The sequence below is a fragment of the Sinorhizobium kostiense genome (genome assembly GCF_017874595.1).
GTDB lineage: Bacteria > Pseudomonadota > Alphaproteobacteria > Rhizobiales > Rhizobiaceae > Sinorhizobium > Sinorhizobium kostiense.
This window is the reverse complement of record NZ_JAGILA010000006.1, coordinates 198,250-224,428: the sequence shown is the minus strand read 5'-3', so window position 1 is coordinate 224,428 and position 26,179 is coordinate 198,250. Positions and strand designations below refer to the sequence as shown.

The window sequence follows — 26,179 nt, the reverse complement described above, 5'->3', positions numbered from 1 at the left end:
GTCAGTGCACGCCATCCTTGCAAGCCGCTGACACTGCGGCTAAAAAATGCCATCTTCATGCATCACGCGGCCGCGGCAGCCGAAGCGCCGTCGGCTTTGCCATCTCCAGTGCCTCAAATCCCGGCCGACCTCCGTTTGCGGCGGCCTTCGAACCCGGGATGAGAACGGTGGATGGGGGGGTGCATGAACGTGTCTAGAAAAGCACCGGCTGCGCAGAGATCCTCAGCGCCGCAGTCGTGGCGTCAAAACAACGAGAGCCGGGCCGATCAAACCCGGTTGGAACCAGAATCCGTACCCATGCTCCAACAAACGACGTCGTCCAGTTCACCCCGCGAGCCGGAAGCGAGGCAAATCGATTTCAACGATTCGATCCGCTCGAGCTATTTTTCGATAGACGACCTCAGGGCATGCGGCGCCGATCTCGCGTTGAATGGCGTCTCGTCGCTCCCGGGTTTTTTCCCCTTTGATTTCCGCGCCAGACATCGGGAGAACGAGAGGGAGATCTTCCGCGTCTACCGCACGACGGCCGCCGACGTCGAGGCAGGCGCTTCGATCACACCGGCTGCGGAATGGCTGCTCGACAACCACCATGTGGTCGAGGACGCGATCCAGGAGGTCCGTCGCGATTTTCCGCGGAAGTTCTACCGGCAATTGCCGACGCTCTCGATCTCCGGTGCCGCCACCCCGCGCACCATGGCGCTCGCCTGGCTTTACGTCGCCCATACGCACAGCACGGTTTCGCACGAAAGCGTCACCGCGATGGTCGAGGGCTTTCAGGAGCACGAGACGTTCAAGATCGGCGAATTGTGGGCGCTGCCGTCGATCCTGCGCTTCGTGCTCATCGAAAACCTGCGCCGCATCGCCATCCGGGTCGAGCGGTCGCGCGGCATGCGGCAGAAGGCCAACGACGTCGCCGACCAGATTATCCGCCTGAGCGAACCGGAGCGGTGCCGAGCTCTGCTGGCTGAATCGGAGGCGCTGGCCGCGGACAATACCTTCATCGCGCAGCTTCTTTACCGCATGCGCGACGGCTCCCAGACCTCGGGTGTCGTGATCGCCTGGATCGAAGAGCGGCTCGAGCGCAGAGGCACCGATGTCGAGGAGGCGCTGGTCGCCGAGCAGAACCGCCTGTCCTCGGGCAATGCGACGATGAGCAACATCATCCGCAGCCTGCGCGAGATCGACGATACCGACTGGGCCGTCTGGTTCGAAAGCGTCAGCAAGGTCGACGCGACATTGCGCGCCGGTTCCGATTACGCGGCGCTCGATTTCGGCTCGCGCAACGCCTATCGCGACACGATCGAGAAGCTCGCCCGCCGCTCCGGCCACGCCGAGCATGAAATCACCGAAATTGCGATCGACATGGTCGAGGAGGCGAAGGCTGCCGCCGCCATCGAGGCGCCGCTGCAGGAGCCGAATGTCGGCGCCGTACTGGTCGGTGAACGGCGCAAGGAACTGGAGAAAAGGATCGGCTATTCGCCGTCGGTGTTCCAGCGCATTATCCGGCTGGTGCGCAAGCTGGACTGGATGGCGATCGCCGGACCGAACATAATGCTGACCATCCTGGCGATGGTCGCCGTCTATGCCTTCGTCGATCCCATGGACATCCCGGACGGCGCCAAGCTGATCATGCTGCTCCTCTTTGCCCTGCCGGCTTCCGAAGGAGCGATGGGCCTGTTCAATACGCTGGTCACGCTTTTCGTCAGACCTTCGCGCCTTGTCGGCTACGAATTCCTGGATGGCATTCCCGAAGACGCGCGCACGCTCGTCGTCGTGCCCTGCCTGATCTCCAAGCGCGATCATGTCGACGAGCTGGTTCGCAATCTCGAGGTTCATTATCTCGCCAATCCGCGCGGCGAGATCTATTTCGCGCTCCTCAGCGACTGGGCCGACAGCAAGGTCGAGGAAACCCCGGCAGATCATGACGTGCTCGAATACGCAAAGCGCGAGGTCGCATCGCTTTCCGCCCGCTACGCCTACGACGGCAAGAGCCGCTTCTTCCTCTTGCACCGCCGGCGGCTCTTCAACGAGGCAGAGGGCGTTTGGATGGGCTGGGAGCGAAAGCGTGGCAAGCTGCATGAGCTGAACCTGCTCTTGCGCGGCGACCGCGATACCTCGTTCCTGCAAGGCGCCAACATGGTGCCGGACGGCGTGCAATATGTCATGACGCTCGATTCCGACACGCGCCTGATGCGCGATGCGGTGACGAAACTCGTCGGCAAGCTTTACCATCCAATCAACCGGCCGGTTCTGGATCCGGGGACGCAGCAGGTGGTGACAGGCTACAGCCTGTTGCAACCGCGGGTGACGCCTTCGCTCACCACCGGCAGCGAGGCTTCCGCCTTCCAGCGCATCTTCTCGGCCAATCGCGGTATCGACCCCTACGTCTTCACCGTTTCCGACGTCTATCAGGACATCACCGGAGAGGGCAGCTTCACCGGCAAGGGGCTCTATCACGTCGATGCATTCGAAGCGGCGCTGAAGGGCAGGATCGACGAGAACGCCGTGCTCAGCCACGATCTGCTCGAAGGGTCCTATGCGCGTTGCGGGCTCGTCACCGATGTCGAGCTCGTCGAGGATTTCCCGATCCGCTACGAGGTCGAGATGTCGCGCCAGCATCGCTGGGCGCGCGGCGACTGGCAGCTCCTGCCCTACATCTTCAGCTTGTCGAACGGGCTATCGATGCTCGGGCGCTGGAAAATGTACGACAACCTGCGCCGCTCGCTGATCCCCGTCGCCTGGCTCGTTGCCTCGGTCATGGGCTGGTACTACATGGAGCCGATGGAGGCATTGATCTGGCAGCTGGTGCTGATCTTCAGCCTTTTCGTCGCCCCGACGCTGTCGCTGATCTCCAGCTTGATGCCGCGGCGCAGCGACATCGTCGCAAGAGCGCATCTCCATGCGGTGCTGTCCGATGTCCAGGCGGCGAACGCCCAGGTGGCGCTGCGCATCGTCTTCATTGCCCATAATGCGGCGATCATGGCGGACGCGATCGTCCGTTCGCTCTACCGTACCTTCGTCAGCCGCAAGCTGATGCTCGAGTGGCGCACGGCGGCCCAGGTCCAGAGCGCCGGCCACGGGTCTGTCGGCGACTATTTTCGCGCCATGTGGACGGCACCGGCGCTCTCGGTCGTGGCGCTGGCGCTTGCGGCGATCTCCGACACCGGACTGCCGTTCATCGGCATTCCTTTCGCGCTCATCTGGGCGGCGTCGCCCGCCGTCGCGTGGTTCGTCAGTCAATCGGCGGAAACGGAAGACCAGCTCGTCGTTTCCGGGGACGCAATCGCAGAGATGCGCAACATCGCTCGGCGAACGTGGCGCTATTTCGAAACCTTCGTGACAACCGAGGGCAATTTCCTGCCGCCGGACAATTTCCAGGAGACCCCGCAGCCGGTTCTCGCGGAACGCACCTCGCCCACCAATATCGGCGTCTATCTGCTTTCGGTGATGTCGGCGCGCTCCTTCGGCTGGATCGGCTTCGAGGAGACGATCACCAGGCTCGAGCAGACGATCGCGACGATCGACCGGATGCCGAAATATCGCGGCCATCTCTTCAACTGGTACCGTACGCGAACGCTGGATCCGATGGAGCCGCGCTACGTCTCCTCCGTAGACAGCGGCAACCTCGCCGGACATCTGATCGCGGTCTCGTCGATGTGCCGCGAATGGGCGGAGGCGCCCTCCGCGCATGTGCAGGGCAACCTCGACGGCATCGGCGATGTCGCGGCGATTCTCAAGGAGGTGCTGGGCGAGCTGCCCGACGACCGCAAGACCGTGCGGCCGCTCCGGCGCCTCATCAAAGAGCGTATCGCCGGTTTCCACAATGCCTTGGCCGCGGTCAAGCGCGAGCATGAGTTCGCGTCCATCCGGGTGATCAACCTGGCCGTGCTCGCGCGCGACATCCACAAGCTGACGGTCAATCTCGACCATGAAGTGCGTACCGCCCAGACCAGCGAGGTGGAGAAATGGGCGGCTTCGCTGGTCGCGACCTGCGAAGCGCATATCGCCGACGGCGTCTTCGACCTCGGCGCCATCGAGGCGCTGCGCCAACGGCTGCTGGTCCTCAAGGAGCGCGCCCGCGACATCGCCTTCTCGATGGATTTTGGCTTCCTGTTCCGGCCGGAACGGCGGCTGCTCTCGATCGGCTACCGCGTAAGCGCCAATGAACTCGACGAGGCCTGCTACGACCTGCTTGCCTCGGAAGCGAGGCTGACGAGCCTCTTCGCCATCGCCAAGGGAGACCTGCCGACCGAGCACTGGTACAAGCTCGGCCGTTCTGTGGTGCCGGTCGGCGCGCGCGGCGCACTCGTGTCCTGGTCGGGCTCGATGTTCGAATATCTGATGCCGCCGCTCGTCATGCAGGAGCGGCAGGGCGGCATCTTGAACCAGACAAACAATCTGGTGGTACAGGAGCAGATCAATCACGGCCGGCGGCTCGGGACGCCTTGGGGGATATCCGAGGCGGCGTTCAATGCCCGCGACCACGAGCTGACCTACCAGTACACGAATTTCGGCGTGCCGACGCTCGGACTGAAGCGCGGCCTCGGCCAGAACGCTGTGATCGCGCCCTATGCGTCGATCCTTGCCTGCATGTACGACCCGAAATCGGCGCTCGCCAACCTGGCGCGGCTTCGCGAATACGGGGCCCTCGGGGTCTATGGTTACCACGATGCCGTCGATTTCACGCCGACCCGCGTGCCGGAAGGCCAGGTTTGCGCAGTCGTTCGCAACTACTACGCGCACCACCACGGAATGTCGATCGCCGCGATAGCCAATGTCGCATTCAACGGGCAGCTGCGCGAGTGGTTCCATGCCGATCCGGTGATCGAGGCCGCCGAACTCCTCCTGCAGGAGAAGGCCCCGCGCGATATTCCGGTGATGGCCGCCAAGCGCGAACCGGAAGCGCTCGGCAAGGGCCAGGGCGAGCTCCTGCGTCCGCAAGTCCGCGTCATCGAGGACCCGCTGATGCAGGACCGCGAAACGGTGCTGCTGTCGAACGGCCACTACTCGATCATGCTCACGGCGACCGGAGCTGGCTATGCGCGCTGGAACGGCCAATCGGTCACGCGCTGGAAGCCGGATCCGGTGGAAGACAGGAACGGGACATTCATCTTCCTGCGCGACACGGTCAGCGGAGCGTGGTGGTCGGCAACGGCCGAGCCGCGGCGGGCGTCAGGCGAGACGACGGTCACCCGTTTCGGAGACGACAAGGCCGAATTCGTCAAGACGGTCGGCGACCTCACGAGTGAGGTGGAATGCATCGTCGCGACCGAGCACGACGCGGAAGGCCGCCGGCTGATCCTGCTCAACACAGGTACGGAGGACCGCTTCATCGAGGTGACGTCCTATGCCGAGCCGGTGCTTGCCATGGACGAGGCCGACAGCGCTCATCCGGCCTTCTCGAAAATGTTCATCCGCACGGAAATCAGCCGCCAGGGCGACGTGATCCGAATCTCGCGCAACAGGCGCAGCCCCAGCGACCCGGACATCGAGGTCGCGCATCTCATCACGGATAATGCCGGCAGCGACCGCCATACCCAGGCGGAAACCGACCGGCGCCGCTTCCTCGGCCAGGGCCGCACGCTCTCCGAGGCGGCTGCCTTCGATCCGGGCGCGACGCTTTCGGGCACCGACGGCTTCACGCTCGACCCGATCATGGCGCTTCGCCGCGTCGTGCGCGTGCCGGCCGGCAAGAAGGTGAGCGTCGTCTTCTGGACCATCGCCGCCCCGGATCGCGAAGGGATCGATCGGGCGATCGACCGCTATCGCCATCCGGAAACATTCAACCACGAGCTTATCCACGCCTGGACCCGCAGCCAGGTGCAGATGCGCCATGTTGGCATCACGTCGAAGGAGGCGGCAAGCTTCCAGATGCTGGGCCGTTATCTGATCTATCCGGACATGCACCTGCGGGCCGACACGGCAACCGTGAAGGCGGGACTTGCCTCGCAGGCGGCGCTGTGGCCGCTGGCGATCTCGGGCGATTTCCCGATCTTCTGCCTAAGGATCAATGACGAAGGCGATCTCGGCATTGCCCGAGAAGCGCTGCGCGCGCAGGAATATCTAAGGGCGCGGGGCATCACTGCCGATCTCGTGATCATCAACGAGCGCGCCTCCTCCTACGCGCAGGATATGCAGCACACGCTCGACGCGATGTGCGAGAACTTGAGGCTGCGCGGCTTGTCCGACGGTCCGCGCCAGCACATCTTCGCGGTGCGCCGCGACCTGATGGAGCCGGAGACCTGGTCGACGCTGATTTCCGCCTCGCGTGCCGTGTTCCATGCCCGCAACGGCACCATCTCCGACCAGATCGCCCGCGCCAGCGCGCTTTATGCGAAGCCGCTGGAAAGCAGCGAAGAAACGACGCGGATGCTGCTGCCGGTTATGCAGGATGGCGCCGAACGGCAACCCGCTCCGGTCAGCGGCGACGACCTTGAGTTCTGGAATGGTTTCGGCGGTTTTGCCGAGGATGGTCGCGAATATGTGGTGCGGCTGAGCGGCGGCGAGGCGACGCCGCATCCGTGGATCAACGTCATCTCCAACGAACATTTCGGCTTCCACATCTCCGCCGACGGGGCGGCCTTCACCTGGAGCCGCAACTCGCGCGACTATCAGTTGACCCCCTGGAGCAACGACCCTGTGGTCAACCTTCCGGGCGAGGCGATTTTCGTCCGCGACATGGCAAGCGGCGCTGTGTTCACTCCCTATGCGGCGCTGACGCGGCGCAAGTCCGTGCGCTTCGAAGCGCGCCACGGTCTCGGCTATTCGCTCTTCCGGAGCACTCAGGAGGGGCTGGAGATCGAAGCCGCCCACACGGTGCATCGGACACTTCCGGCCAAGCTCGTCCGCGTCCTGATCCGCAACCGCGGTTCGGCCGCCCGCCGGCTTCGCGTCTACGGCTATGCCGAGTGGGTCCTCGGCATCAATCGCAGCCGCACCGCGCCCTTCCTGGTGACGGAGTGGCAGGAGACCGCGAGAGCGCTTCTCGCCACAAATCCGTATAGCGTCGACTATGCCGGGCGGGCCGCGTTCTTCGCTGCCGACGGCGATATCGCCGGCTACACGGCAAGCCGGCGCGAGTTCCTCGGCCGGAGCGGCGGCATACTCGCTCCGCAGGCGGTGCTCTCCGGCGCCGCCCTTACCGGTACGACCGAGGTCGACGGCGACCCCTGCGCGGCGCTTGCGCGCGATCTTGTGATCGAGCCCGGCGCGGAACGGCAGGTCACCTTCTTCCTCGGCGATGCAGACGACGCTGAAAGCGTCGAGGCAATCCTCGCCGAACTGCGCGCCACGCCTTTCGAAGAAAGCTTCGAGGCGGCAAAGACCTTCTGGAGCGAATTCACCGGCGTCGTGAAAGTCAGGACGCCGGACCGCGCTTTCGATCACCTGATCAACCATTGGCTGCCTTACCAGGCGCTCGGGTGCCGCATCATGGCGCGCTCGGCCTTCTATCAGGCGAGCGGCGCCTATGGTTTCCGCGATCAGTTGCAGGATACGCTCGCCTTCCTCATCCATCGGCCGGAGCTGGCGCGGGCGCAGATCCTCAATGCCGCGTCCCGGCAATTCGTGGAAGGTGACGTGCAGCACTGGTGGCTGCCGGGCTCCGGCGCCGGCGTTCGGACGATGATTTCCGACGATGTCGTCTGGCTTGCTTATGCGGTTGCCCATTATTGCGAAGTCACCGGCACCGGCGACATTCTCGACGAGCAGGCTCCGTTCATCACCGGTCCGATGCTCGAAGAGGGGCAGCACGACAGCTTCTACCAGCCCGAGCCGGCCGGCGAGATGGGGGACATCTACGAGCATTGTGCCCGCGCCCTCGATCTCGCGATCAAGCGGACGGGCGCCAACGGTCTGCCGCTGATCCTCGGCGGCGACTGGAACGACGGCATGAATCGCGTCGGCGAAGCGGGTGAAGGAACGAGCGTCTGGCTCGGCTGGTTCCTCGCCGGTGCCCTGCGTGCCTTCCTGCCTTATGCCCGCGAGCGCAAGGACAAGCGTCGCGTGGCGCTCTGGGAGTCGCATCTCGACATCGTCAAGCGGGCGCTCGAGGAGGCGGGCTGGGACGGCGACTATTATCGCCGCGGCTACTATGACGACGGTACGCCGCTCGGCTCTGCGACGGGCGGCGAGTGCCGGATCGATTCGATTGCCCAGTCATGGAGTACGCTTTCGGGCGAAGGCGACGCCGAGCGCTCCCGGCGCGCGATGGACGCCGTCATGGCGGAACTCGTCGATCCGGAAACCCGCATCGTCCGGCTCTTCACCCCGCCGCTCGAGGAGACGAATCAGGATCCCGGCTATATCAAGGCCTATCCGCCGGGCGTGCGCGAGAATGGCGGCCAGTACACCCATGCGGGCACATGGGTGGTACTGGCCTTCGCCGCACAAGGTAGGGCGGCGGAGGCCTGGCGCGCGTTCCAGATGCTCAACCCCATATCGCACGCGCTCGACCGCGAGAATGCCGAGCGCTACCGGGTGGAACCCTATGTGGTTGCCGCCGACATCTACGGCGAAGGCGCGCTTGCCGGCCGCGGTGGTTGGACCTGGTATACGGGCTCGGCCGGCTGGCTTTACCGCGCCGCCGTCGAGGGCATCCTCGGTATCCGCCAGCAGGGCAAACGGCTGGTGATCCGACCGGTGCTGCCGGAGGATTGGGACGGCTATTCCGCCGAGGTCCGTCTGAACGGGGCGACACACCGGATATCGGTGAGCCGCGACAAGAAAACCGGCGAGTTGGTGGTCCGGGTCAATGACAGCGTCACCGGGGAAGCGCATGAGGGCGTGTTGCTGTAATTGCTTCGAGTTGAGCACGAAATGGGCCGGCTTGTCCGAAAGGGCAAGCCGGCCCTTCCTTGCGGGGCTATCTACAGTCTTGCAAACAGTCAGGCTTGCGAGCTTTGCCGAAGGACGGCTCAATAGCCGTTTCTGTTGTGGCTTCTCGGTTGGTGGAGGGGATCTCGTAAGCTGGATCGTCCCGGTCAGGCATCGGTAGCCAGCCGTCCTCGAGCGACTAAGAGCCCTTCCGGGTTTGATAAAGCAATTCTGTTGGCTCAGGCGGAGCAGAATGCTTGCTCGGCTGGCGCGCGGCGTAGCCCAAGCTTACGTCCTACAGCGCCGCGCGTCTTATCAGACGCGCAAAGGTTCCGTTGGCCGAAATCTCGGGCGCGACAGCGGCACGATACGCTCCCCCATCTCCGCGAACCGAGAGGCCGGACGCACCTGGGCTCGGCGCTGATCGAGTCAATCGAGCTAGGCCGATTTGATCGAAACTCCTAGGCCGCCGCGAGCGGCCTCGCCACCGCCACTTCCTTCAGCCAGTCGAGATAATAGGCGTAGACGAAGTGCAGCCCGATGCCGGCGATGACGAAGAGGGTTCCGACGATGGCGTCCTTGTCGGTGACGAAGAGCAGCACCTGTCCCGCCATGGCAAGGATCGTTCCGAAAATGAAGACCGGGAGCGAGTGCCGGCCGATCATCACCAGCGGATGATCGACGCGGAGCCGCGCCAACTGGCTCAAACCGGGAATGACCGCAAGAAGGTAGGCAAGCGCCAGCACGTGCAGGAGCCGCGTCAGCGACAGGAACGTCTTGTCGAAGCCGGTCAGGACCGCCGGCAGGCCGAAGGAGATGTCGATGCTCCACCAGGAGAAAAGGACCCAGCAGGCGGAGATGAGGACATAGATTGCCGAGAGCCCCACGAGCCAGGGACTGCGTGGCAGTCGGCCGCCGGCGCGCAGCTGGTTCATGCAGAGAATGCCGATCACGAAGAGGAACTGCCAGGACCAGGGGTTGAGGAACCAGTAGCCCTCGTCGAGAAAATTGGACGGAACCAGCTTGAAGCAGCCGGCGGCAAGCCACAGCGTTGCCGAAACTGCAAACAGCAAGCGGGGGCTGACGGCGTTCAGCCAGAGCATGGCCGGCAGCATCAGAAGCAACACGGCGTACATCGAAAGGATGTTGTTGTAGCCGAGCTGGTGACCGAGCAGCACCATGGCGACGATGCCCTGCTCCGTCTGCTCGACGATCGGGCGGATGTTGATTTCGCCGATCAGTTCCTGGCGGCCGAAATAGAGGGCGGCGCCGGCGAAGATCGCGAGCGTCACGATGCTCGTCATGATATGCGCGACGTAGAGCGTCATCGCCCGCCGCCAGGCCTTGAGCGTCAGGGCAAGGCGCGCTCCCGCGACGAATTTGCCGCCATAGGCCGCGCCGACCGCAAGACCGGAGATCAGCACGAACGCTTCCGCCGAATCGGAAAAGCCGATGTTCTTGTGGGTCAGGTATTCGAGGTACTGGCCAGGCACATGGTTGATGAAGATGGTCAACAGGCAGAGCGCCCGAAAGACGTCGAGGCGCGTGTCGCGTTCTGTTGAAACGGGCCGGGCGGCGCCCATTCGCTCTCGCTCGCCCCCAACTGTCTTTTGCAGCATGCGTCCTATCCGGGTTTGGCGCCCCGCCCCACCCTCTTGTTGAAACCGGACGGCGCCGCTCTCGGCGCCGTCGGAGGCAAACTCAAGCGGCCGTAAGGCTCTTGCGGACGTCGTCGTCCGTCAGGATGCCGCTTGCACGCAGCAGCGCGGCGAAGCGGCCATTGCTGCGGCTCAGTTCGTTGAAGCCACCCATTTCGACGATCCGGCCATGATCCATGAAGATGACGAGATCGGCCTCGCGCACCGTCGACAGGCGGTGGGCGATAATGAAGGTCGTGCGATCCTTGCGCAGCGCATCGATCGCCTCCTTGACCCGTGCTTCGGTCTCGACGTCGAGCGCGCTGGTCGCCTCGTCAAGCACCAGGATCGGCGCGTTCTTGAGGATGGCGCGGGCGATAGCGACGCGCTGGCGTTCGCCGCCCGAAAGCCGATTGCCACGCTCGCCGACCACCGTGTCGTAGCCATTCAGTCGGTCTTCGATAAAGTCGGTCGCGGCTGCGGCTTGCGCCGCGGCCATGACTTCCTCGAGCGAGGCGTCCTCGCGGCCGAGCCGGATGTTGTCGCCGATCGAACGGTTCATCAGGCCCGCGTCCTGGAAAACGGTGGCGATCGAACGGCGCAGTGATTTGCGCGTGACCGTCGAGATATCGACACCGTCGACGAGGATCTGCCCGTGCTTCGGATCATGGACCCGCTGCAGGAGGTTGACGAGCGTCGTCTTGCCTGCGCCGGTCGGGCCGACGATGGCGACGGTCTGGCCTGCCTTCGCCGTGAAGGAAACGTTGCGCACGCCTTGCGCGGAGTTCGCGAAGTCAAAGGAGACGTCACGGAACTCCACCTCGCCGACCACGCCGGTCAGTTCCTTCATGCCGGCCGGCTCCTCGTGATCGCGCACCGTATCCTCGAGCTGGAAGAAGTCCTCGAGCTTGGCCCGCGCCTCGAAAATCTGCGTGACGAAAGCCTTCATCTGGTCGAGGCGGCCGATCAGGAGGTTGGCGAAACCGATGAATGCAATGACCTCGCCGACGCCGAGCTCGCCGCGCTGCACCAGGATCGTACCGATGACGAGGATAGCCATCATCGAGATGGTCGAGGCGATACGGTTGAGCGCGCTCGCCAGCGCCCACCAGTCGAGTACCGGATATTGTGCGGAGAGCAACTGCGCGGTGAATTTCTTCAGCTCGCGGGTTTCCGCCTCGATGCGGTTGTAGCTGTGAACGACGGAGACATTGCTGATCGAATCGGAGACGTGCGAGAAAACCGTGTGATAGTGCTTCTCAAGCGAGGCCTGGCCTTCCTTGGTGCGATTCATCACCGCCTTGCCGATCAGCACATAGGCGACGCCGAGAACGACGAGCACGATCGACAGGCGCACATCCATTGCGAAGGCGGTCGGAACGAGCAGCGCAAGCGCCACTGCGGTCGCCAGATGCTGGCGCATGAATTCGAGCCAAAGCCCGAAAAGCGTCTCGCAGGCTCGCAACAGCGTGTGAAGCGCGTTCGAAGTGCCGCGCTGGCCATGCCACGAAAGCGGCATCGACACGATCCGGCCGAAGGCCTCGGTCAGGAGCGTCGCCCGCCGGCCGTGGGCCAGGCGGTCGGCCTCGCGCGCGACGAGGACGAAGGCGATCGTGTTGAACACACCGAAGCCCGCCCAAAGGAGGAGCATCGGCGTGACTTCCTTCTGCGATGAGATCGCGTCGATGATTCGGCCGAACAGGACCGGTTCTGCGATGGTGATGATTGCGAGGACGATATTGGCAATGACGATCGCCCCGACGCGGGCTCTGTGAACTGCAAGGTACTGGAGCGCTCTTGCATACACTTGGAATAAGGACACTGTCTCACCCCTTGGGCATCGGATTTTGCGCCGCTCAGAGTAATGCGGCATCTGCGGTGCGTCTTGGCCAGCCCCGGCGACATGGTTTCGCATGCGGGAGCCGGCCGAGCCGCGCGGAATTGGTCTCGTGAAAAAACCTGCTTGAAAGCGGCAGAGGCAAATCAGAGGGCCGACCACCCGGCGCCATGGGAGGATGGCGGGACGGTCCATAGCTCGCTATCTTTTGCCCCGATTCCGATTTTTTGCAGGTTTCGTTCAGGACCGGGCGTGGTAAGAAGGATTATTGCGGTTGCAACATGAACGGCTTCTGAACGACGTTCATGTCGAGAATTTCTGCGGATATTGCTGCCATTCCGACCTGAAGGTGTTCCATGAATATTACCTTGCTCGTTCAGTTTCTGGCGCTCCTGGAGGAGATGAGGACGCGCGAGGAGATCCTGCCCGAGTTTGAGCGGCTGCTCGATCGCTGCGGTTTCGACTTCTATGGCGTGGTTCGCCAGCCAAAGCCTCACGAGAACCCCCTCAGGTTGCTCCTTGCCGGGCGCTGGCCGGAGGCTTGGCCGCAAATCTATATCCGCAAGAAATACGTCGTCATCGATCCGACGATTCGTTATCTCGGGCACGCGCAGCGTGGTTTCCGCTGGCGCGACACGCTCGTAGCCTTCCGCTCGGATCCGCACCGCAAGCGCATGGAAAGCATGATGGTCGAGGCGCGCAACCACGGCCTCTTCGACGGTTATATCTTTCCGGTGCACGGGCGGCGCGGGCTCATGGGAAACCTGACGGTCGGCGGCCGTGTGGTCGACCTGACGCCGGTGGAACTGAGCCTCTTCGACGCCATTGCCAAGCGGCTGTTCTGGAAGCTGCTCGAGCTCACCGATCCGGAAATCATGGCCGAGCTCGCCTCGCGAGTGGAAGTGCAGATGACGCGGCGGGAGATGGAGGCGTTGAATTACCTCGCCGATGGCATGACCTCCAACGATATCGGCAAGGTCCTCGACATTTCCAGCCATACGGTCGACTGGTACATGAATGGTATCCAGGAAAAGCTGAAGGCGAAGAACCGCCATCATGCCGTGGCCATTGCATTTCGACTTGGCCTGATTTCCTGATTCAACGGCTATGGCGGAAGACGGCGCCCAGTCCTCATCGGCGCCACGGGCGAATCTACGTCGCATCTGAAATTGCGCTTCATTCCGGGACTCGCTAATACTCGATTTCGCGGGTGCAGCATTCCCGTGTTTCAAGTCCATTGAGGAGTCCGACTTGTCTATTTCGAAGATCCTTGTCGCCAACCGATCCGAAATCGCCATCCGCGTCTTCCGCGCCGCCAATGAGCTGGGGCTTAAAACGGTCGCGATATGGGCCGAGGAGGACAAACTGGCGCTGCATCGCTTCAAGGCGGACGAGAGCTATCAGATCGGCCGTGGACCCCATCTTCAGCGCGATCTCGGTCCGATCGAGAGCTACCTGTCGATCGACGAGGTGATCCGCGTCGCCAAACTATCGGGCGCCGACGCCATTCATCCGGGCTACGGGCTTCTTTCGGAAAGCCCGGAATTCGCCGAGGCCTGTGCGACTAACGGCATCACCTTCATCGGCCCGAAGCCCGAGACGATGCGCCAGCTCGGCAACAAGGTTGCGGCCCGCAATCTCGCTATCTCCATCGGCGTGCCGGTCGTGCCGGCGACCGATCCGCTGCCGGACGATCCAGCGGAGATCACCCGGCTCGCCGAGGAGATCGGCTATCCGGTGATGCTGAAAGCCTCTTGGGGCGGCGGCGGCCGCGGTATGCGGGCGATCCGCGACCCCAAGGACCTGATCCGCGAGGTAACCGAGGCCAAGCGCGAGGCGAAGGCTGCTTTCGGCAAGGACGAGGTCTATCTCGAAAAGCTTGTCGAGCGTGCCCGTCACGTCGAAAGCCAGATCCTCGGTGACACGCATGGCAATGTCGTTCACCTCTTCGAGCGCGACTGCTCCATCCAGCGGCGCAACCAGAAGGTCGTTGAGCGCGCGCCGGCGCCTTACCTGACGGAGGCGCAGCGCCAGGAGCTCGCCGACTACTCACTGAGGATCGCCCAGGCGACCAACTATATCGGCGCCGGCACGGTCGAGTATCTGATGGATGCGGACACCGGCAAGTTCTACTTCATCGAGGTCAATCCTCGCATTCAGGTCGAGCACACCGTGACGGAGCAGGTCACGGGAATCGACATCGTCAAGGCGCAGATCCACATTCTCGATGGTTACGCGATCGGCACGCCGGAGTCGGGCGTGCCGCGCCAGGAGGAGATCCGCCTCAACGGGCATGCGCTGCAGTGCCGCATCACGACCGAGGATCCGGAGCAGAATTTCATCCCGGACTATGGCCGCATCACCGCCTATCGGGGCGCCACCGGCTTCGGTATCCGCCTTGACGGCGGCACCGCCTATTCCGGCGCCATCATCACCCGCTACTACGACCCGCTCCTGGAAAAGGTCACCGCCTGGGCGCCGACGCCGGAGGAGGCGATCCGCCGCATGGACCGGGCGCTCCGCGAGTTCCGCATCCGTGGCGTCGCCACCAACCTCACCTTCCTCGAAGCGATCATCGGCCATCCGAAGTTCCGCGACAACAGCTATACGACGCGCTTCATCGACACCACGCCGGGGCTGTTCCAGCAGGTGAGGCGCCAGGACCGCGCCACCAAGCTCTTGACCTATCTCGCCGACGTCACCGTCAATGGCCATCCGGAAGTCAAGGGCCGGCCGAAGCCGTCGGACGATATCGCCGCCCCGGTGGTGCCCTTCATCGATGGCGAGCCGAAGCCGGGCACGAAGCAGCTTCTCGATGAGCTCGGGCCGAAGAAATTCGCCGAATGGGTGAAATCACAGAAGCAGGTGCTGCTCACTGATACGACGATGCGCGACGGCCATCAGTCACTGCTTGCGACCCGTATGCGCACCTATGACATCGCCCGGATCGCAGGCACCTATGCGCGGGCGCTGCCGAACCTCTTCTCGCTCGAATGCTGGGGCGGCGCGACCTTCGATGTTTCGATGCGCTTCCTGACCGAGGATCCGTGGGAGCGGCTGGCGATGGTGCGCGAGGGCGCGCCGAACCTCTTGTTGCAGATGCTGCTCCGCGGCGCCAACGGCGTCGGCTACAAGAACTATCCGGACAATGTGGTGAAGTACTTTGTCCGACAGGCGGCGAAGGGCGGCATCGACGTCTTCCGCGTCTTCGACTGCCTGAACTGGGTCGAGAACATGCGGGTCTCGATGGATGCGGTGGTCGAAGAGAACAGGATCTGTGAGGCGGCGATCTGCTATACCGGCGATATCCTCAACTCCGCTCGCCCGAAATATGACCTCAAGTATTACACCGCGCTCGCCGCCGAGCTGGAGAAGGCCGGCGCCCACATCATCGCCGTCAAGGACATGGCGGGGCTCTTGAAGCCGGCCGCCGCCCGCGTGCTGTTCAAGGCACTGAAGGAGGCGACCGACCTGCCGATCCATTTCCACACGCACGACACTTCCGGTATCGCCGCGGCGACGGTTCTGGCAGCGGTCGAATCCGGCGCCGACATCGTCGACGCGGCGATGGACGCGCTCTCCGGCAACACCTCGCAGCCCTGCCTCGGCTCGATCGTCGAGGCGCTGTCCGGCACCGAGCGCGATCCCGGCCTGAACCCGGAATGGATCCGCCGCATCTCCTTCTACTGGGAGGCGGTGCGCCACCAGTACGCGGCCTTCGAAAGCGACCTCAAGGGACCGGCCTCGGAGGTCTACCTGCACGAGATGCCGGGCGGCCAGTTCACCAACCTGAAGGAACAGGCGCGCTCGCTCGGGCTCGAGACGCGATGGCACGAGGTGGCGCAGGCCTATGCCGACGCCAACCAGATGTTCGGCGACATCGTCAAGGTGACGCCGTCCTCCAAGGTCGTCGGCGACATGGCGCTGATGATGGTTTCCCAGGACCTGACGGTCGCCGATGTCGAGAACCCGGCGAAGGACATCGCCTTCCCGGATTCGGTCGTCTCGATGCTGAAGGGCGATCTCGGCCAACCGCCGGGCGGCTGGCCGGAGGCACTGCAGAAGAAGGCGCTGAAGGGCGAAGCACCCTATACGGCGGTGCCCGGCTCGCTGCTGCCGCCGGCCGATCTCGACCAGGAGCGGAAGAGCATCGAGGAGAAGCTCGGCCGCAGCGTCGACGATTTCGAATTCGCCTCGTACCTCATGTATCCGAAGGTCTTCACCGACTATGCGGTCGCCTGCGAGACCTATGGCCCGGTCAGCGTGCTGCCGACGCCCGCCTATTTCTACGGCATGGCGCCGGGCGAGGAACTCTTTGCCGATATCGAGAAGGGCAAGACGCTGGTCATCCTCAACCAGGCCCAAGGCGAGATCGACGAGAAGGGCATGGTGAAGATGTTCTTCGAATTGAACGGACAGCCGCGCTCGATCAAGGTCCCGGACCGCAACCGCGGCGCGTCCGCCGCCATCCGCCGCAAGGCCGAAGCCGGCAACGCCGCCCATCTCGGCGCGCCGATGCCGGGCGTCATCTCCACCGTCGCGGTCGTCACCGGCCAGCCGGTCAAGGCCGGCGACGTGCTCTTGTCGATCGAGGCGATGAAGATGGAGACGGCGCTGCATGCCGAGAAGGACGGCGTCGTCGCCGAGGTGCTGGTCAAAGCCGGCGACCAGATCGATGCCAAGGATCTTTTGGTCGTGTTTGGCTAGCCAACGGCTGGGGTTTCCCCTGTGCGTCTGAATACCGAGAGCGCGCGAGGCATGCTGCGGCCAAATCGGCAGTTGATATGGTTTTGCCGCAATGCTGGTGTTATGAGCGGCGGAAGATGACAGAACAGGATCCGCACATGTCGACACTCGAGGCGACAAAGCCGAAGACTGAGGTAGGCCCGCTCCTGAAACTGGTGCTGGAGCTCGGGCCGCTCGTGGTCTTCTTTTTCGCCAATTCGCGCGGCGAATGGCTGGCTGGTCACTTTCCCATGCTCGGCGAGCTTGGGGGGCCGATCTTCATCGCGACAGGCTTGTTCATGGTCGCGACGGCCGTGGCGCTCGTCGCCTCCTGGGTCATGACCCGCACGCTGCCGATGATGCCGCTCGTCTCCGGTATCGTCGTCTTCGTCTTCGGCGCGCTGACGCTGTGGCTGCAGAACGACACCTTCATCAAGATGAAACCGACCATCGTCAACGCGCTCTTCGGCGCGATCCTGCTCGGCGGGCTCGTCTTCGGCAAGTCGCTGCTCGGCTATGTCTTCCACGCCGCCTTCAAGCTCGATGATGCCGGCTGGCGCAAGCTGACGATCCGCTGGGGCGTGTTTTTTCTGTTCCTCGCGGTCCTGAACGAGATCATCTGGCGCTCCTTCTCGACGGATTTCTGGGTCGCCTTCAAGGTCTGGGGTACGATGCCGATCACCATTGTGTTCACGCTCCTCCAGATGCCGCTGATCATGCGCCACTCGCTGGAACAGGAAGGCGCCGAATGACCATTGCTGGCGGTGCCCGCGACCGGGGCCAACGCGCATGGATTTGGCTTGCCGCCTGCTTAGGCGTTCTCGCCGTGCAGGTGCTGGTACAGCACCTCATGGGGCGGCTCTGGATCTGCGAATGCGGCTACGTGAAGCTATGGGAGGGCGCCGTCAATTCCAGCGGCAATTCCCAGCACATCGCCGACTGGTACACGCCGTCGCATATCATCCATGGCTTTGTCTTCTACGGCCTTGGCCATCTACTGCTGCGCGGCAAGCCCTTGAGCGCTCGCCTGCTCTTGGCAACGCTCATCGAAACGGCCTGGGAGATTGTCGAAAACACGCCGATGGTGATCAACCGCTATCGCTCCGCGACGATCTCCCTCGACTATTTCGGCGACAGCATCCTGAACTCGACCATGGACACGCTCGCCATGGCCGCGGGCTTCCTCATCGCCGCGCGGCTGCCGGTCGCGGTTACGGTCACTCTTGCGATTTTTCTCGAGCTTTTTACCGGCTGGATGATTCGCGACAATCTGGTGCTTAACGTCCTGATGCTCGTTTGGCCGCTCGATGCGGTAAAGGCGTGGCAGGCGGGGGTTTAGGGTTCAATCCCGGTAATGTGCCCCCTCACGAGCCGGCCAAGGCCTTCTCGATCGCCGGCATGAGTCCTTCCTTCAACGTCTTTTCGTCGAAGGGGCCGGCGCGCTTGTAGAGGATCGTGCCGTCGGCGGAGACCAGGAAGGATTCCGGGATGCCGTAGACGCCCCAGTCGATCGCCGCCTTTCCGTTGGGGTCGACGCCGATTGCCGAGAAGGGGTTGCCGAGTTCGCCCAGAAATCTCACCGCATCCTCGTTCCGGTCCTTGTAATTGATGCCGACCACGGTCAATCGCGGATCTTTCGACAATTGGAGAATGACCGGGTGTTCCTGCCGGCAGGGCACGCACCAGGATGCCCAGACATTGACGAGCGTCAACTTGCCCTTGGCCGCCGCATCGGTCAGCGGCGGCAGCGGCTGCCCAGCCGGCGTCATCGCGCCCTCGAGCGGCGGCAGGTCGAGCTTCGGCGCCTTGGTGCCGATGAGCGCAGAAGGGATTTCGCTGATGTCCCGGTCGGAATTCAACTGGCTCCAGAAGACGAGCGCGAGGCTCGCGAAGATCAGAAGCGGCAATGCGGCAAGCAGGTATCGGAAGGCGCCTGGCTTGCGCTCGTCCGGCTGCGGCGCTGGCGGGCTCGTCATTTGCTCTCTCCAGCGGGCGCCTCGGCCGAGCGGCGGCGGATGCCGGCGGCTTCGAGCGCCTTGAGCTCGCGCTGGCGGGAGCGGCCGTCCACGACGACCCAAAGAACGAGCCCGGCGACGGTCGCGACGGCGACCGCGTAGCTCGCGAGGACGTAGGCTGCGTGACTCATCATGGCGCCAAGGTCTCCCGTCCGGCATTGCGCGCCGCTTGACGCCGGAGCGAGGTCACCCGACGGCGCCAGATTTCGTTGCGCATGGCTGCGACATGCAGCGAGAAGAACAAAAGCGTGAAGGCGATCGCCATTGCCATCAGCGGCCAGAGGAATTCCGGATCGATGGTCGGCCCGTCGAGGCGGAAGACGCTTGCGGGCTGGTGCAGCGTGTTCCACCAGTCGACGGAAAATTTTATGATCGGGATATTGACGAAGCCGACGAGCACCAGCACTGCCGAGACGCGCGCCGAGCGGGCAGGGTCTTCCATCGCCCGATTGAGCGCAATCACCCCGAGATACATGAGGAAGAGCACGAAAACCGAGGTCAGGCGCGCATCCCATACCCACCAGGTGCCCCACATCGGCTTACCCCAAAGAGAACCGGTAACGAGTGCCAGGAAGGTGAAGGAGGCGCCGATCGGAGCTGCCGCCTTGGCCGAAACATCGGCGAGCGGATGACGCCAGACGAGTGTGCCGAGGGCAGAGATCGCCATCACCGTATAGCACATCATCGAAAGCCAGGCGGAAGGCACATGCACATACATGATCCGCACCGTCTCGCCCTGCTGATAATCGCCCTCGGTGGTGAAGGAAAGCCACAGGCCGATCGCGAAGCAAACGACCGTCAGCACCGCAAGCCAAGGCAGCACGCGAGCGGCCAGCGCCAGGAACCGGGTCGGGTTGGCGAGATCGCTGAACTTGCGGATGGCCAGGCTGGTCTCATTCATGACGGCTCTTTAACGCGGAAGCCCATCTTCCGCAATTGACCCTGGTCAATCACGTTAATCACGATGATTTTAGCTCTTCGCTTCAAAAAATCATAAGCGTGAGCAATTTTAAAAAGTAGCCCTATTGGACACCGCACTCAATCAGCCGAGTGCCTTAGTGCCGCAGCCGCTGCCACGGGTCCGATTACGGCAAAGAACAGAGTTATCGCCATCAAAATCATGAAGGGCGGCAGGAAGGGGGCGGGATCTTCGATCGCCGCATAAACCGCGCTGATGCCGAAGATCAGCACGGGCACCGCGAGCGGCAGCACGAGAATCGAGACCAGCAAGCCGCCACGGGGCAGCGCCACGGCAACCGCGGCGCCGACGGCGCCGATGAAGGTGATCGCAGGCGTTCCTGCCAGAAGCGTCGCCATGGTGGCGCCGATTGCGAGTTCATTCATGTTCATGAACAGGCCTAGAAAGGGCGAGGCAACGACCAGCGGCAGGCCGGTCGCAGACCAGTGGGCGGTGCATTTGACGAAGACGGTGAGGAGCAATGGCGTCTCCTGCATCAGCAACAAATCGAGCGAGCCGTCCTCGCGCTCCGCCTGGAAAAGCCGGTCGAGGCCGAGGAGAGAGGCGAGCAGCGCGCCGATCCAGAGGATGGCAGGACCGATACGCGCCAGCAGATTGAGGTCCGGTCCAACGCCAAAGGGAATGACGGCAACGACCGTCATGAAGAAAAGCACGCCGAGCATGGCGCCGCCCCCGGCGCGCACGGCGAGCTTCAGGTCGCGAAAGAAGAGGGCGATCAATGGACGAAACCCTTCATCTGCAGGGCCTGCGACTGGCCGATCCCAAGCGGCTGATGGGTGGCGGCAATCACGATTCCGCCGCGCTCGAGATGGGCGGCGACCAGCTCGGAGAACAGCCTGTCCGCCCCCGCGTCGAGCGCCGCTGTCGGCTCGTCGAGAATCCAGATCGGCCGATGGGCGACGAGCAGTTTCGCCATTGCCATGCGCCGCTGCTGCCCGGCCGAGAGATAGCCGAAGGGGAGATGCGTGATGCCTCCCAGACCGACCGCCTCACCGGCGGCGGCAGTACTGATGCCGGCGCCCCCGGGTGAATCGCCGAGGAAGCTTTGCCAAAAGGAAAGATTTTCCTCGACCGTAAGCTCGCGCTTCATTGCGTTGCGATGGCCGAGATAGTGGCTGAGCTCGTGCGGATGCTTGAAGCCGGTTGGGCCGCCATCGATGTACAGCCTGCCGGATTCAGCGGCCAGCAGACCCGCCAGAACACGCAGCAAGGTCGATTTTCCAGAGCCGTTCGGCCCTGTCACGATCAGGGCTTCCCCGGGCGCCAGCGCAAAGGAAATATCGTTGAAAATCAGGTCCTCGCCACGCCTTGCACTCAGACCTTCAACCAGCAGGCGCATGAATATTCAGCTTTCCTCGACGCTCTTGCCGCAGAGCAAAAAAAGTTCCGTTTTGGACCTTGGTTGGTCTGGCACGATTTCGAGAAATTATCTATAAGGCGGCCAACACGCCAGCGGTCGGCGTGAATTTCATCCAAGCGCCGAACATGGAATGACATTCCACGTGCGGACAGCGGAAATGGCCGCACCCGCATCCCATTTCGCGCCTCACAGGCGCTCGGGCGTTCGTACGTCAGCTTTTGGCGATCAGACGGAACGGGGTATTTTCCAGTGTCCAAATCCCTAGACAGTTTCAATTGTCGCTCCACGCTCACGGTCAATGGCGTGGATTATGTCTATTACAGCCTTCCGAAGGCGGAGGCGAACGGTCTTGCCGGCATTTCCAAGCTTCCCTACTCGATGAAGGTGCTTTTGGAAAACCTGTTGCGTAATGAGGATGGTCGCTCCGTCACCAAGCAGGACATTGAAAACGTCGCCGCCTGGCTCAGTGACAAGGGCACGGCCGAGAACGAGATCGCCTACCGTCCGGCGCGCGTGCTGATGCAGGATTTCACCGGCGTTCCGGCCGTCGTCGACCTCGCGGCGATGCGCGACGCCATGGTTTCGCTCGGCGGCGACCCTGAAAAGATCAATCCCCTCGTTCCCGTCGATCTCGTTATCGACCATTCGGTCATTGTCGACGAATTCGGCACGCCGACCGCATTCGCCCGCAACGTCGAACTCGAGTACCAGCGCAATGGCGAGCGCTACCGCTTTCTGAAGTGGGGCCAGCAGGCTTTCAAGAACTTCCGCGTCGTTCCGCCCGGCACCGGCATCTGTCACCAGGTGAACCTCGAATATCTGGGTCAGGCCGTCTGGACCAAGGAAGCGAACGGCGAGATCATCGCCTATCCGGACACCTGCGTTGGCACCGACAGCCACACGACGATGATCAACGGCCTCGGCGTGCTCGGCTGGGGTGTGGGCGGCATCGAAGCGGAAGCGGCAATGCTCGGCCAGCCCGTATCGATGCTCCTGCCGGAGGTCGTCGGCTTCAAGCTCACAGGCAAGCTCAAGGAAGGTGTCACGGCAACCGACCTCGTCCTCACCGTCGTGCAAATGCTGCGCAAGAAGGGTGTCGTTTCGAAGTTCGTGGAATTCTTCGGCCCCGGTCTCGACAACATGACGCTCGCCGACCGGGCAACGATCGGCAACATGGGCCCCGAATACGGCGCCACCTGCGGCTTCTTCCCGATCGACGCCGAGACGGTCAACTATCTCACCATGTCCGGCCGTGAAGAAAGCCGCATCGCCCTGGTCGAGGCCTATTCCAAGGCTCAAGGCATGTGGCGCGAAGGCGACGGCGCCGATCTGGTTTTCACCGACACGCTGGAACTCGACCTCGGCGACGTGGTGCCGTCGATGGCCGGGCCGAAGCGCCCCGAGGGCCGCATCGCGCTCGAAAACATCGCTTCCGGCTTCGCGACCGCACTCGACAACGACTACAAGAAGCCCGGCCAGCTTGCGAACCGCTATGCCGTCGAAGGCACAGATTTCGATCTCGGCCATGGCGACGTCGCGATCGCGGCGATCACCTCCTGCACCAACACCTCCAACCCCTCGGTGCTGATCGCGGCCGGCCTGCTCGCCCGCAACGCCGTCGCCAAGGGCCTTAAGACCAAGCCCTGGGTCAAGACCTCGCTCGCGCCTGGATCGCAGGTCGTCGCCGAATATCTGGCGAAGTCCGGTCTGCAGACGGATCTCGACAAGCTCGGCTTCAACCTGGTCGGTTTCGGCTGCACCACCTGTATCGGCAATTCCGGCCCGCTGCCGACGGAGATCTCCAAGACGATCAACGAGAAGGGGCTGATCGTCGCGGGCGTGCTTTCCGGCAACCGCAACTTCGAGGGCCGCATCTCGCCGGACGTACAGGCGAACTACCTCGCCTCGCCGCCCCTCGTCGTCGCCTATGCGCTTGCTGGTTCGGTGCAGAAGGATCTGACAAAGGAGCCGATCGGCGAGGACAAGGAAGGCAAGCCGGTCTATCTGAAAGACATCTGGCCGACCTCCCAGGAGATCCAGGAGTTCATCTTCAAATACGTCACCCGCGAACTCTATGCGACAAAATATGCGGACGTCTTCAAGGGCGACGCCAACTGGCAGGAGGTCCAGGTTCCCGCTGGTCAGACCTATGCTTGGGACGAGGCCTCCACCTATGTCCAGAACCCGCCCTATTTCGTCGGCATGGGTAAGAAGGGTGCCGGCATTTCCGATATCAGGGGCGCGCGCGTCCTCGGCCTCTTCGGCGACAAGATCACCACCGACCACATCTCTCCCGCCGGTTCGATCAAAGCCGCCTCGCCCGCGGGCGCCTACCTGCTCGAGCACGGCGTCACCGTCGCAGACTTCAACCAGTACGGCACCCGCCGCGGCAACCATGAAGTGATGATGCGCGGTACCTTCGCCAATATCCGCATCCGCAACCACATGCTCGGCCCGAACGGCAAGGAGGGCGGCTATACGATCCACTATCCCTCCAAGGAGGAGATGTCGATCTACGACGCGGCGATGCAGTACAAGGAAGAGGGCGTTCCGCTCGTCATCTTCGCCGGCGTCGAATACGGCAACGGTTCGTCGCGCGACTGGGCGGCCAAGGGTACCAACCTGCTCGGCGTCAAGGCCGTGATTGCGCAGTCCTTCGAGCGCATCCACCGCTCGAACCTCGTCGGCATGGGCGTCATCCCCTTCGTCTTCGAGCAAGGCACGACCTGGGAATCGCTGGGTCTCAAGGGCGATGAACTTGTGACGATCGAGAACCTCACCAATGTCCAGCCGCGCGAGAAGCGGGTGGCGAAGATCACCTGTGGCGACGGCACGGTGAAAGAGGTCCCGCTCATCTGCCGTATCGATACGCTGGACGAGGTCACTTACGTCAACAATGGCGGTATCCTTCAGACGGTTCTGCGCGATCTCGCTGCCTAAAGAGACAATGAATTCTGAAAGCCGGGGCGTCCGCCGATGCCCCGGCTTTCGCTTGTTCGCGGGACAAAGCGCTGGCGGCCTGGCCAGCGCATGTCATCTTAAGACCTCGATTACGGCAAGGACATGCGCGGTTCACAGGACCACAGCAATGCTTGCGCGTGTCCCAAGAGGCGCGGGGCTACATGACTCTTGATGCCTTGGCGTTCCTAATGCCTCCAGCAGTCACTCCAACGTGACTTTTTGTTGAGGTCCGGCCGTCGTATGTAAGGTTACAGCCCCACAGGAACACGAGTGTCGATCGCAAGTCATGACATCAGCCTTTAGACCAATGATCCGGCACCTCGTCCTGACGATAGGACTGTTCGGCGCCGTCAGCGGCGCGGCTGCGGCGGACAATGGCAAGGCGGTCAAGGGCGTCGTCGAGCTTTTTACCAGCCAGGGCTGCTCGTCATGTCCGCCGGCGGACGCGGCGCTGAAGAGGCTGATCGACGAGGGCGAGGTCGTGGCGCTCGCCTATCACGTCGACTACTGGAACTATCTCGGCTGGGCAGACACGCTCGCCTCCAGGGAAAACACGGAGCGCCAATATGCCTATGCCCGGATGCTCGGCCGCAACGGCGTCTATACGCCCCAGGTGATCCTGAACGGGCGAGACCATATGAACGGTTCCGACCTGCTGGCGATCAAGGGCGGACTGGAGACGATGCGTGCCGCAGGGAAGGGGCTTGCCGTTCCGATCGAAGCCGCGATGGCCGGAGACGGGATCACGATCAAGGTCGGTGCCGGCGAAGGCAAGGCGAATGTCGTCGTCGTGTATTTCGACCGGGCGAGGGTCGTCAACGTCGAGCGGGGCGAGAACAAGGGCAAGCGGATCGCCTACTGGCATGCCGTCAAGGACATCCAGACGATCGGTATGTGGAACGGCAAGCCTGCCCAGTTCACCCTGCCGGCCTCGGTGCTGATCGAGGAACGCGGCAATAGCGGTTGCGCCGTCCTGCTGCAATCGATGAAGGACAAGGAGACTCCTGGTGCGATCCTTGGCGCGGCAACCGTGCTCGCGGGGCCGCAGGGCAAGCTCTAGGCCGGAAGCAGGAAAGGACCCGACTCGACAAAGGTGAGGGGGGGCTCGCAGTCGAAAACCGCAAGGGATGGTTCGGCCCGGCAGCATCGAGGGGCTGGGGCTGAGGGTTCGAAGTTACCGGACCGAACCAGCCATGCCTGCGTTCGGGAACCTCCCGCAGCATGGCGACCTGTCCGGACATACGGTGGCAACGACTCTGTCCGGCAGCGCCACGGAGTTTTGCGGCCAATTGGGGCGGCGGTTTGACTGAATTGCGGCAAGGGTAAGAATTGCCGGCAGTAATCAACAGCATCCGTCTTGCTTTTCGGCTCGTGTCAGGCACACTGTCATGGTCCTGTCACATCAGAAGGCCGAAATGCCGATGACCGATCAACCGGATTTTCCGCGAGACGAAGCGCATCACCATGGCCAGACCACCTCCGAGGTGGTCGTCGATTTTCACGAATACAAGCAAGCCAAGAACCCTCCACCGGTCACGTTCCACCGCCGCGAGCTTGATCAGATTCTCAAGGTCTATGGTCGAATGGTCGGCGAGGGAGAGTGGCGCGACTACGCCATCGACCACGCGAGGGACCGCGCCGTCTTCTCCGTGTTCAAACGCGCCGGAGAGGTACCGCTCTACCGGATCGAGAAAAACCCGAAACTGGCAGCCAAACAGGGCGCCTATAGCGTGGTCAATGCCAATGGCATGATATTGAAGCGCGGTCATGAATTGGGTCCGGTGCTCAAGGTTTTCGACAAGGTGCTGAAGCTCGTCGAGACCTGAGACGATTGGGATTGTCCCTCGTCCG

General features: G+C 63.0%; 15 protein-coding genes. 8 read left to right on the top strand and 7 right to left on the bottom strand.

What is annotated here, in order from left to right; genetic code table 11:
- Window positions 1-183: 183 nt before the first annotated feature.
- Window positions 184-8,796 carry a cyclic beta-(1,2)-glucan synthase gene (gene ndvB, locus J2Z31_RS20795; RefSeq protein ID WP_209604153.1) on the top strand — a complete coding sequence of 2,871 codons (8,613 nt, stop codon included), beginning with the start codon at window positions 184-186 and terminating at the stop codon, window positions 8,794-8,796.
- Between the two features lie 479 nt (window positions 8,797-9,275).
- Here the strand turns inward: ndvB and J2Z31_RS20790 are convergent, their stop codons facing one another.
- Window positions 9,276-10,433, bottom strand: a complete 1,158-nt coding sequence (locus J2Z31_RS20790; protein WP_209604152.1) for an OpgC family protein — start codon at window positions 10,431-10,433, stop codon at window positions 9,276-9,278.
- Between the two features lie 82 nt (window positions 10,434-10,515).
- Window positions 10,516-12,273, bottom strand: a complete 1,758-nt coding sequence (locus J2Z31_RS20785; protein WP_209604150.1) for a glucan ABC transporter ATP-binding protein/ permease — start codon at window positions 12,271-12,273, stop codon at window positions 10,516-10,518.
- Between the two features lie 371 nt (window positions 12,274-12,644).
- Here J2Z31_RS20785 and J2Z31_RS20780 point away from each other — a divergent pair, with 371 nt between their 5' ends.
- The 4 genes from J2Z31_RS20780 to J2Z31_RS20765 all read left to right on the top strand — a co-directional run bounded on the left by J2Z31_RS20780 (window position 12,645) and on the right by J2Z31_RS20765 (window position 18,352).
- A complete protein-coding gene (locus J2Z31_RS20780) occupies window positions 12,645-13,385 on the top strand; it encodes a helix-turn-helix transcriptional regulator (RefSeq protein WP_209604147.1) in 741 nt (246 codons plus the stop codon).
- Window positions 13,386-13,539: 154 nt separating this feature from the next.
- A complete protein-coding gene (gene pyc / locus J2Z31_RS20775; RefSeq protein WP_209604145.1) occupies window positions 13,540-16,995 on the top strand; it encodes a pyruvate carboxylase in 3,456 nt (1,151 codons plus the stop codon).
- Window positions 16,996-17,132: 137 nt separating this feature from the next.
- The gene (locus J2Z31_RS20770) at window positions 17,133-17,765 is read left to right on the top strand and encodes a septation protein A (RefSeq protein WP_209604478.1); all 633 of its coding nucleotides are present in this window, start codon (window positions 17,133-17,135) and stop codon (window positions 17,763-17,765) included.
- On the top strand, window positions 17,762-18,352 hold the full coding sequence (locus J2Z31_RS20765) for a DUF2585 domain-containing protein (RefSeq protein WP_209604144.1): 591 nt from the start codon (window positions 17,762-17,764) through the stop codon (window positions 18,350-18,352). Before J2Z31_RS20770 ends, J2Z31_RS20765 begins: the two co-directional genes overlap by 4 nt.
- Before the next feature lie 25 nt (window positions 18,353-18,377).
- Here J2Z31_RS20765 and J2Z31_RS20760 read toward each other — a convergent pair whose 3' ends face one another.
- The 5 genes from J2Z31_RS20760 to ccmA all read right to left on the bottom strand — a co-directional run bounded on the left by J2Z31_RS20760 (window position 18,378) and on the right by ccmA (window position 21,346).
- On the bottom strand, window positions 18,378-18,989 hold the full coding sequence (locus J2Z31_RS20760) for a DsbE family thiol:disulfide interchange protein (protein WP_209604142.1): 612 nt from the start codon (window positions 18,987-18,989) through the stop codon (window positions 18,378-18,380).
- A complete protein-coding gene (ccmD, locus tag J2Z31_RS20755) occupies window positions 18,986-19,162 on the bottom strand; it encodes a heme exporter protein CcmD (RefSeq protein WP_209604140.1) in 177 nt (58 codons plus the stop codon). The genes J2Z31_RS20760 and ccmD overlap by 4 nt, the downstream gene beginning before the upstream one ends.
- On the bottom strand, window positions 19,159-19,929 hold the full coding sequence (locus J2Z31_RS20750; protein WP_209604139.1) for a heme ABC transporter permease: 771 nt from the start codon (window positions 19,927-19,929) through the stop codon (window positions 19,159-19,161). The genes ccmD and J2Z31_RS20750 overlap by 4 nt, the downstream gene beginning before the upstream one ends.
- A 137-nt stretch (window positions 19,930-20,066) precedes the next feature.
- Window positions 20,067-20,726: a heme exporter protein CcmB gene (gene ccmB / locus J2Z31_RS20745; protein ID WP_209604137.1), complete on the bottom strand. Its 660-nt coding sequence runs from the start codon at window positions 20,724-20,726 to the stop codon at window positions 20,067-20,069.
- Window positions 20,723-21,346: a heme ABC exporter ATP-binding protein CcmA gene (ccmA, locus tag J2Z31_RS20740; RefSeq protein ID WP_209604136.1), complete on the bottom strand. Its 624-nt coding sequence runs from the start codon at window positions 21,344-21,346 to the stop codon at window positions 20,723-20,725. The genes ccmB and ccmA overlap by 4 nt, the downstream gene beginning before the upstream one ends.
- A gap of 270 nt (window positions 21,347-21,616) precedes the next feature.
- On the opposite strand from ccmA, the gene acnA reads away from it, so the two are divergent.
- The 3 genes from acnA to J2Z31_RS20725 all read left to right on the top strand — a co-directional run bounded on the left by acnA (window position 21,617) and on the right by J2Z31_RS20725 (window position 26,154).
- On the top strand, window positions 21,617-24,307 hold the full coding sequence (acnA, locus tag J2Z31_RS20735) for an aconitate hydratase AcnA (protein WP_209604134.1): 2,691 nt from the start codon (window positions 21,617-21,619) through the stop codon (window positions 24,305-24,307).
- Between the two features lie 307 nt (window positions 24,308-24,614).
- A complete protein-coding gene (locus tag J2Z31_RS20730) occupies window positions 24,615-25,388 on the top strand; it encodes a DUF1223 domain-containing protein (protein ID WP_209604132.1) in 774 nt (257 codons plus the stop codon).
- A 355-nt stretch (window positions 25,389-25,743) separates the two neighbouring features.
- Window positions 25,744-26,154: a DUF2794 domain-containing protein gene (locus J2Z31_RS20725; RefSeq protein WP_209604130.1), complete on the top strand. Its 411-nt coding sequence runs from the start codon at window positions 25,744-25,746 to the stop codon at window positions 26,152-26,154.
- Window positions 26,155-26,179 lie beyond the last annotated feature (25 nt).

Coding starts and splice junctions, on each gene's coding strand:
- J2Z31_RS20725 (WP_209604130.1), top strand. CDS start 25,744: ATGCCGATGACCGATCAACCGGATTTTCCGCGAGACGAAGCGCATCAC.
- J2Z31_RS20780 (WP_209604147.1), top strand. CDS start 12,645: ATGAATATTACCTTGCTCGTTCAGTTTCTGGCGCTCCTGGAGGAGATG.
- J2Z31_RS20790 (WP_209604152.1), bottom strand. CDS start 10,433: ATGCTGCAAAAGACAGTTGGGGGCGAGCGAGAGCGAATGGGCGCCGCC.
- J2Z31_RS20765 (WP_209604144.1), top strand. CDS start 17,762: ATGACCATTGCTGGCGGTGCCCGCGACCGGGGCCAACGCGCATGGATT.
- J2Z31_RS20730 (WP_209604132.1), top strand. CDS start 24,615: ATGACATCAGCCTTTAGACCAATGATCCGGCACCTCGTCCTGACGATA.
- J2Z31_RS20760 (WP_209604142.1), bottom strand. CDS start 18,989: ATGACGAGCCCGCCAGCGCCGCAGCCGGACGAGCGCAAGCCAGGCGCC.
- J2Z31_RS20750 (WP_209604139.1), bottom strand. CDS start 19,929: ATGAATGAGACCAGCCTGGCCATCCGCAAGTTCAGCGATCTCGCCAAC.
- ccmD (WP_209604140.1), bottom strand. CDS start 19,162: ATGATGAGTCACGCAGCCTACGTCCTCGCGAGCTACGCGGTCGCCGTC.
- ccmA (WP_209604136.1), bottom strand. CDS start 21,346: ATGCGCCTGCTGGTTGAAGGTCTGAGTGCAAGGCGTGGCGAGGACCTG.
- ndvB (WP_209604153.1), top strand. CDS start 184: ATGAACGTGTCTAGAAAAGCACCGGCTGCGCAGAGATCCTCAGCGCCG.
- J2Z31_RS20770 (WP_209604478.1), top strand. CDS start 17,133: ATGTCGACACTCGAGGCGACAAAGCCGAAGACTGAGGTAGGCCCGCTC.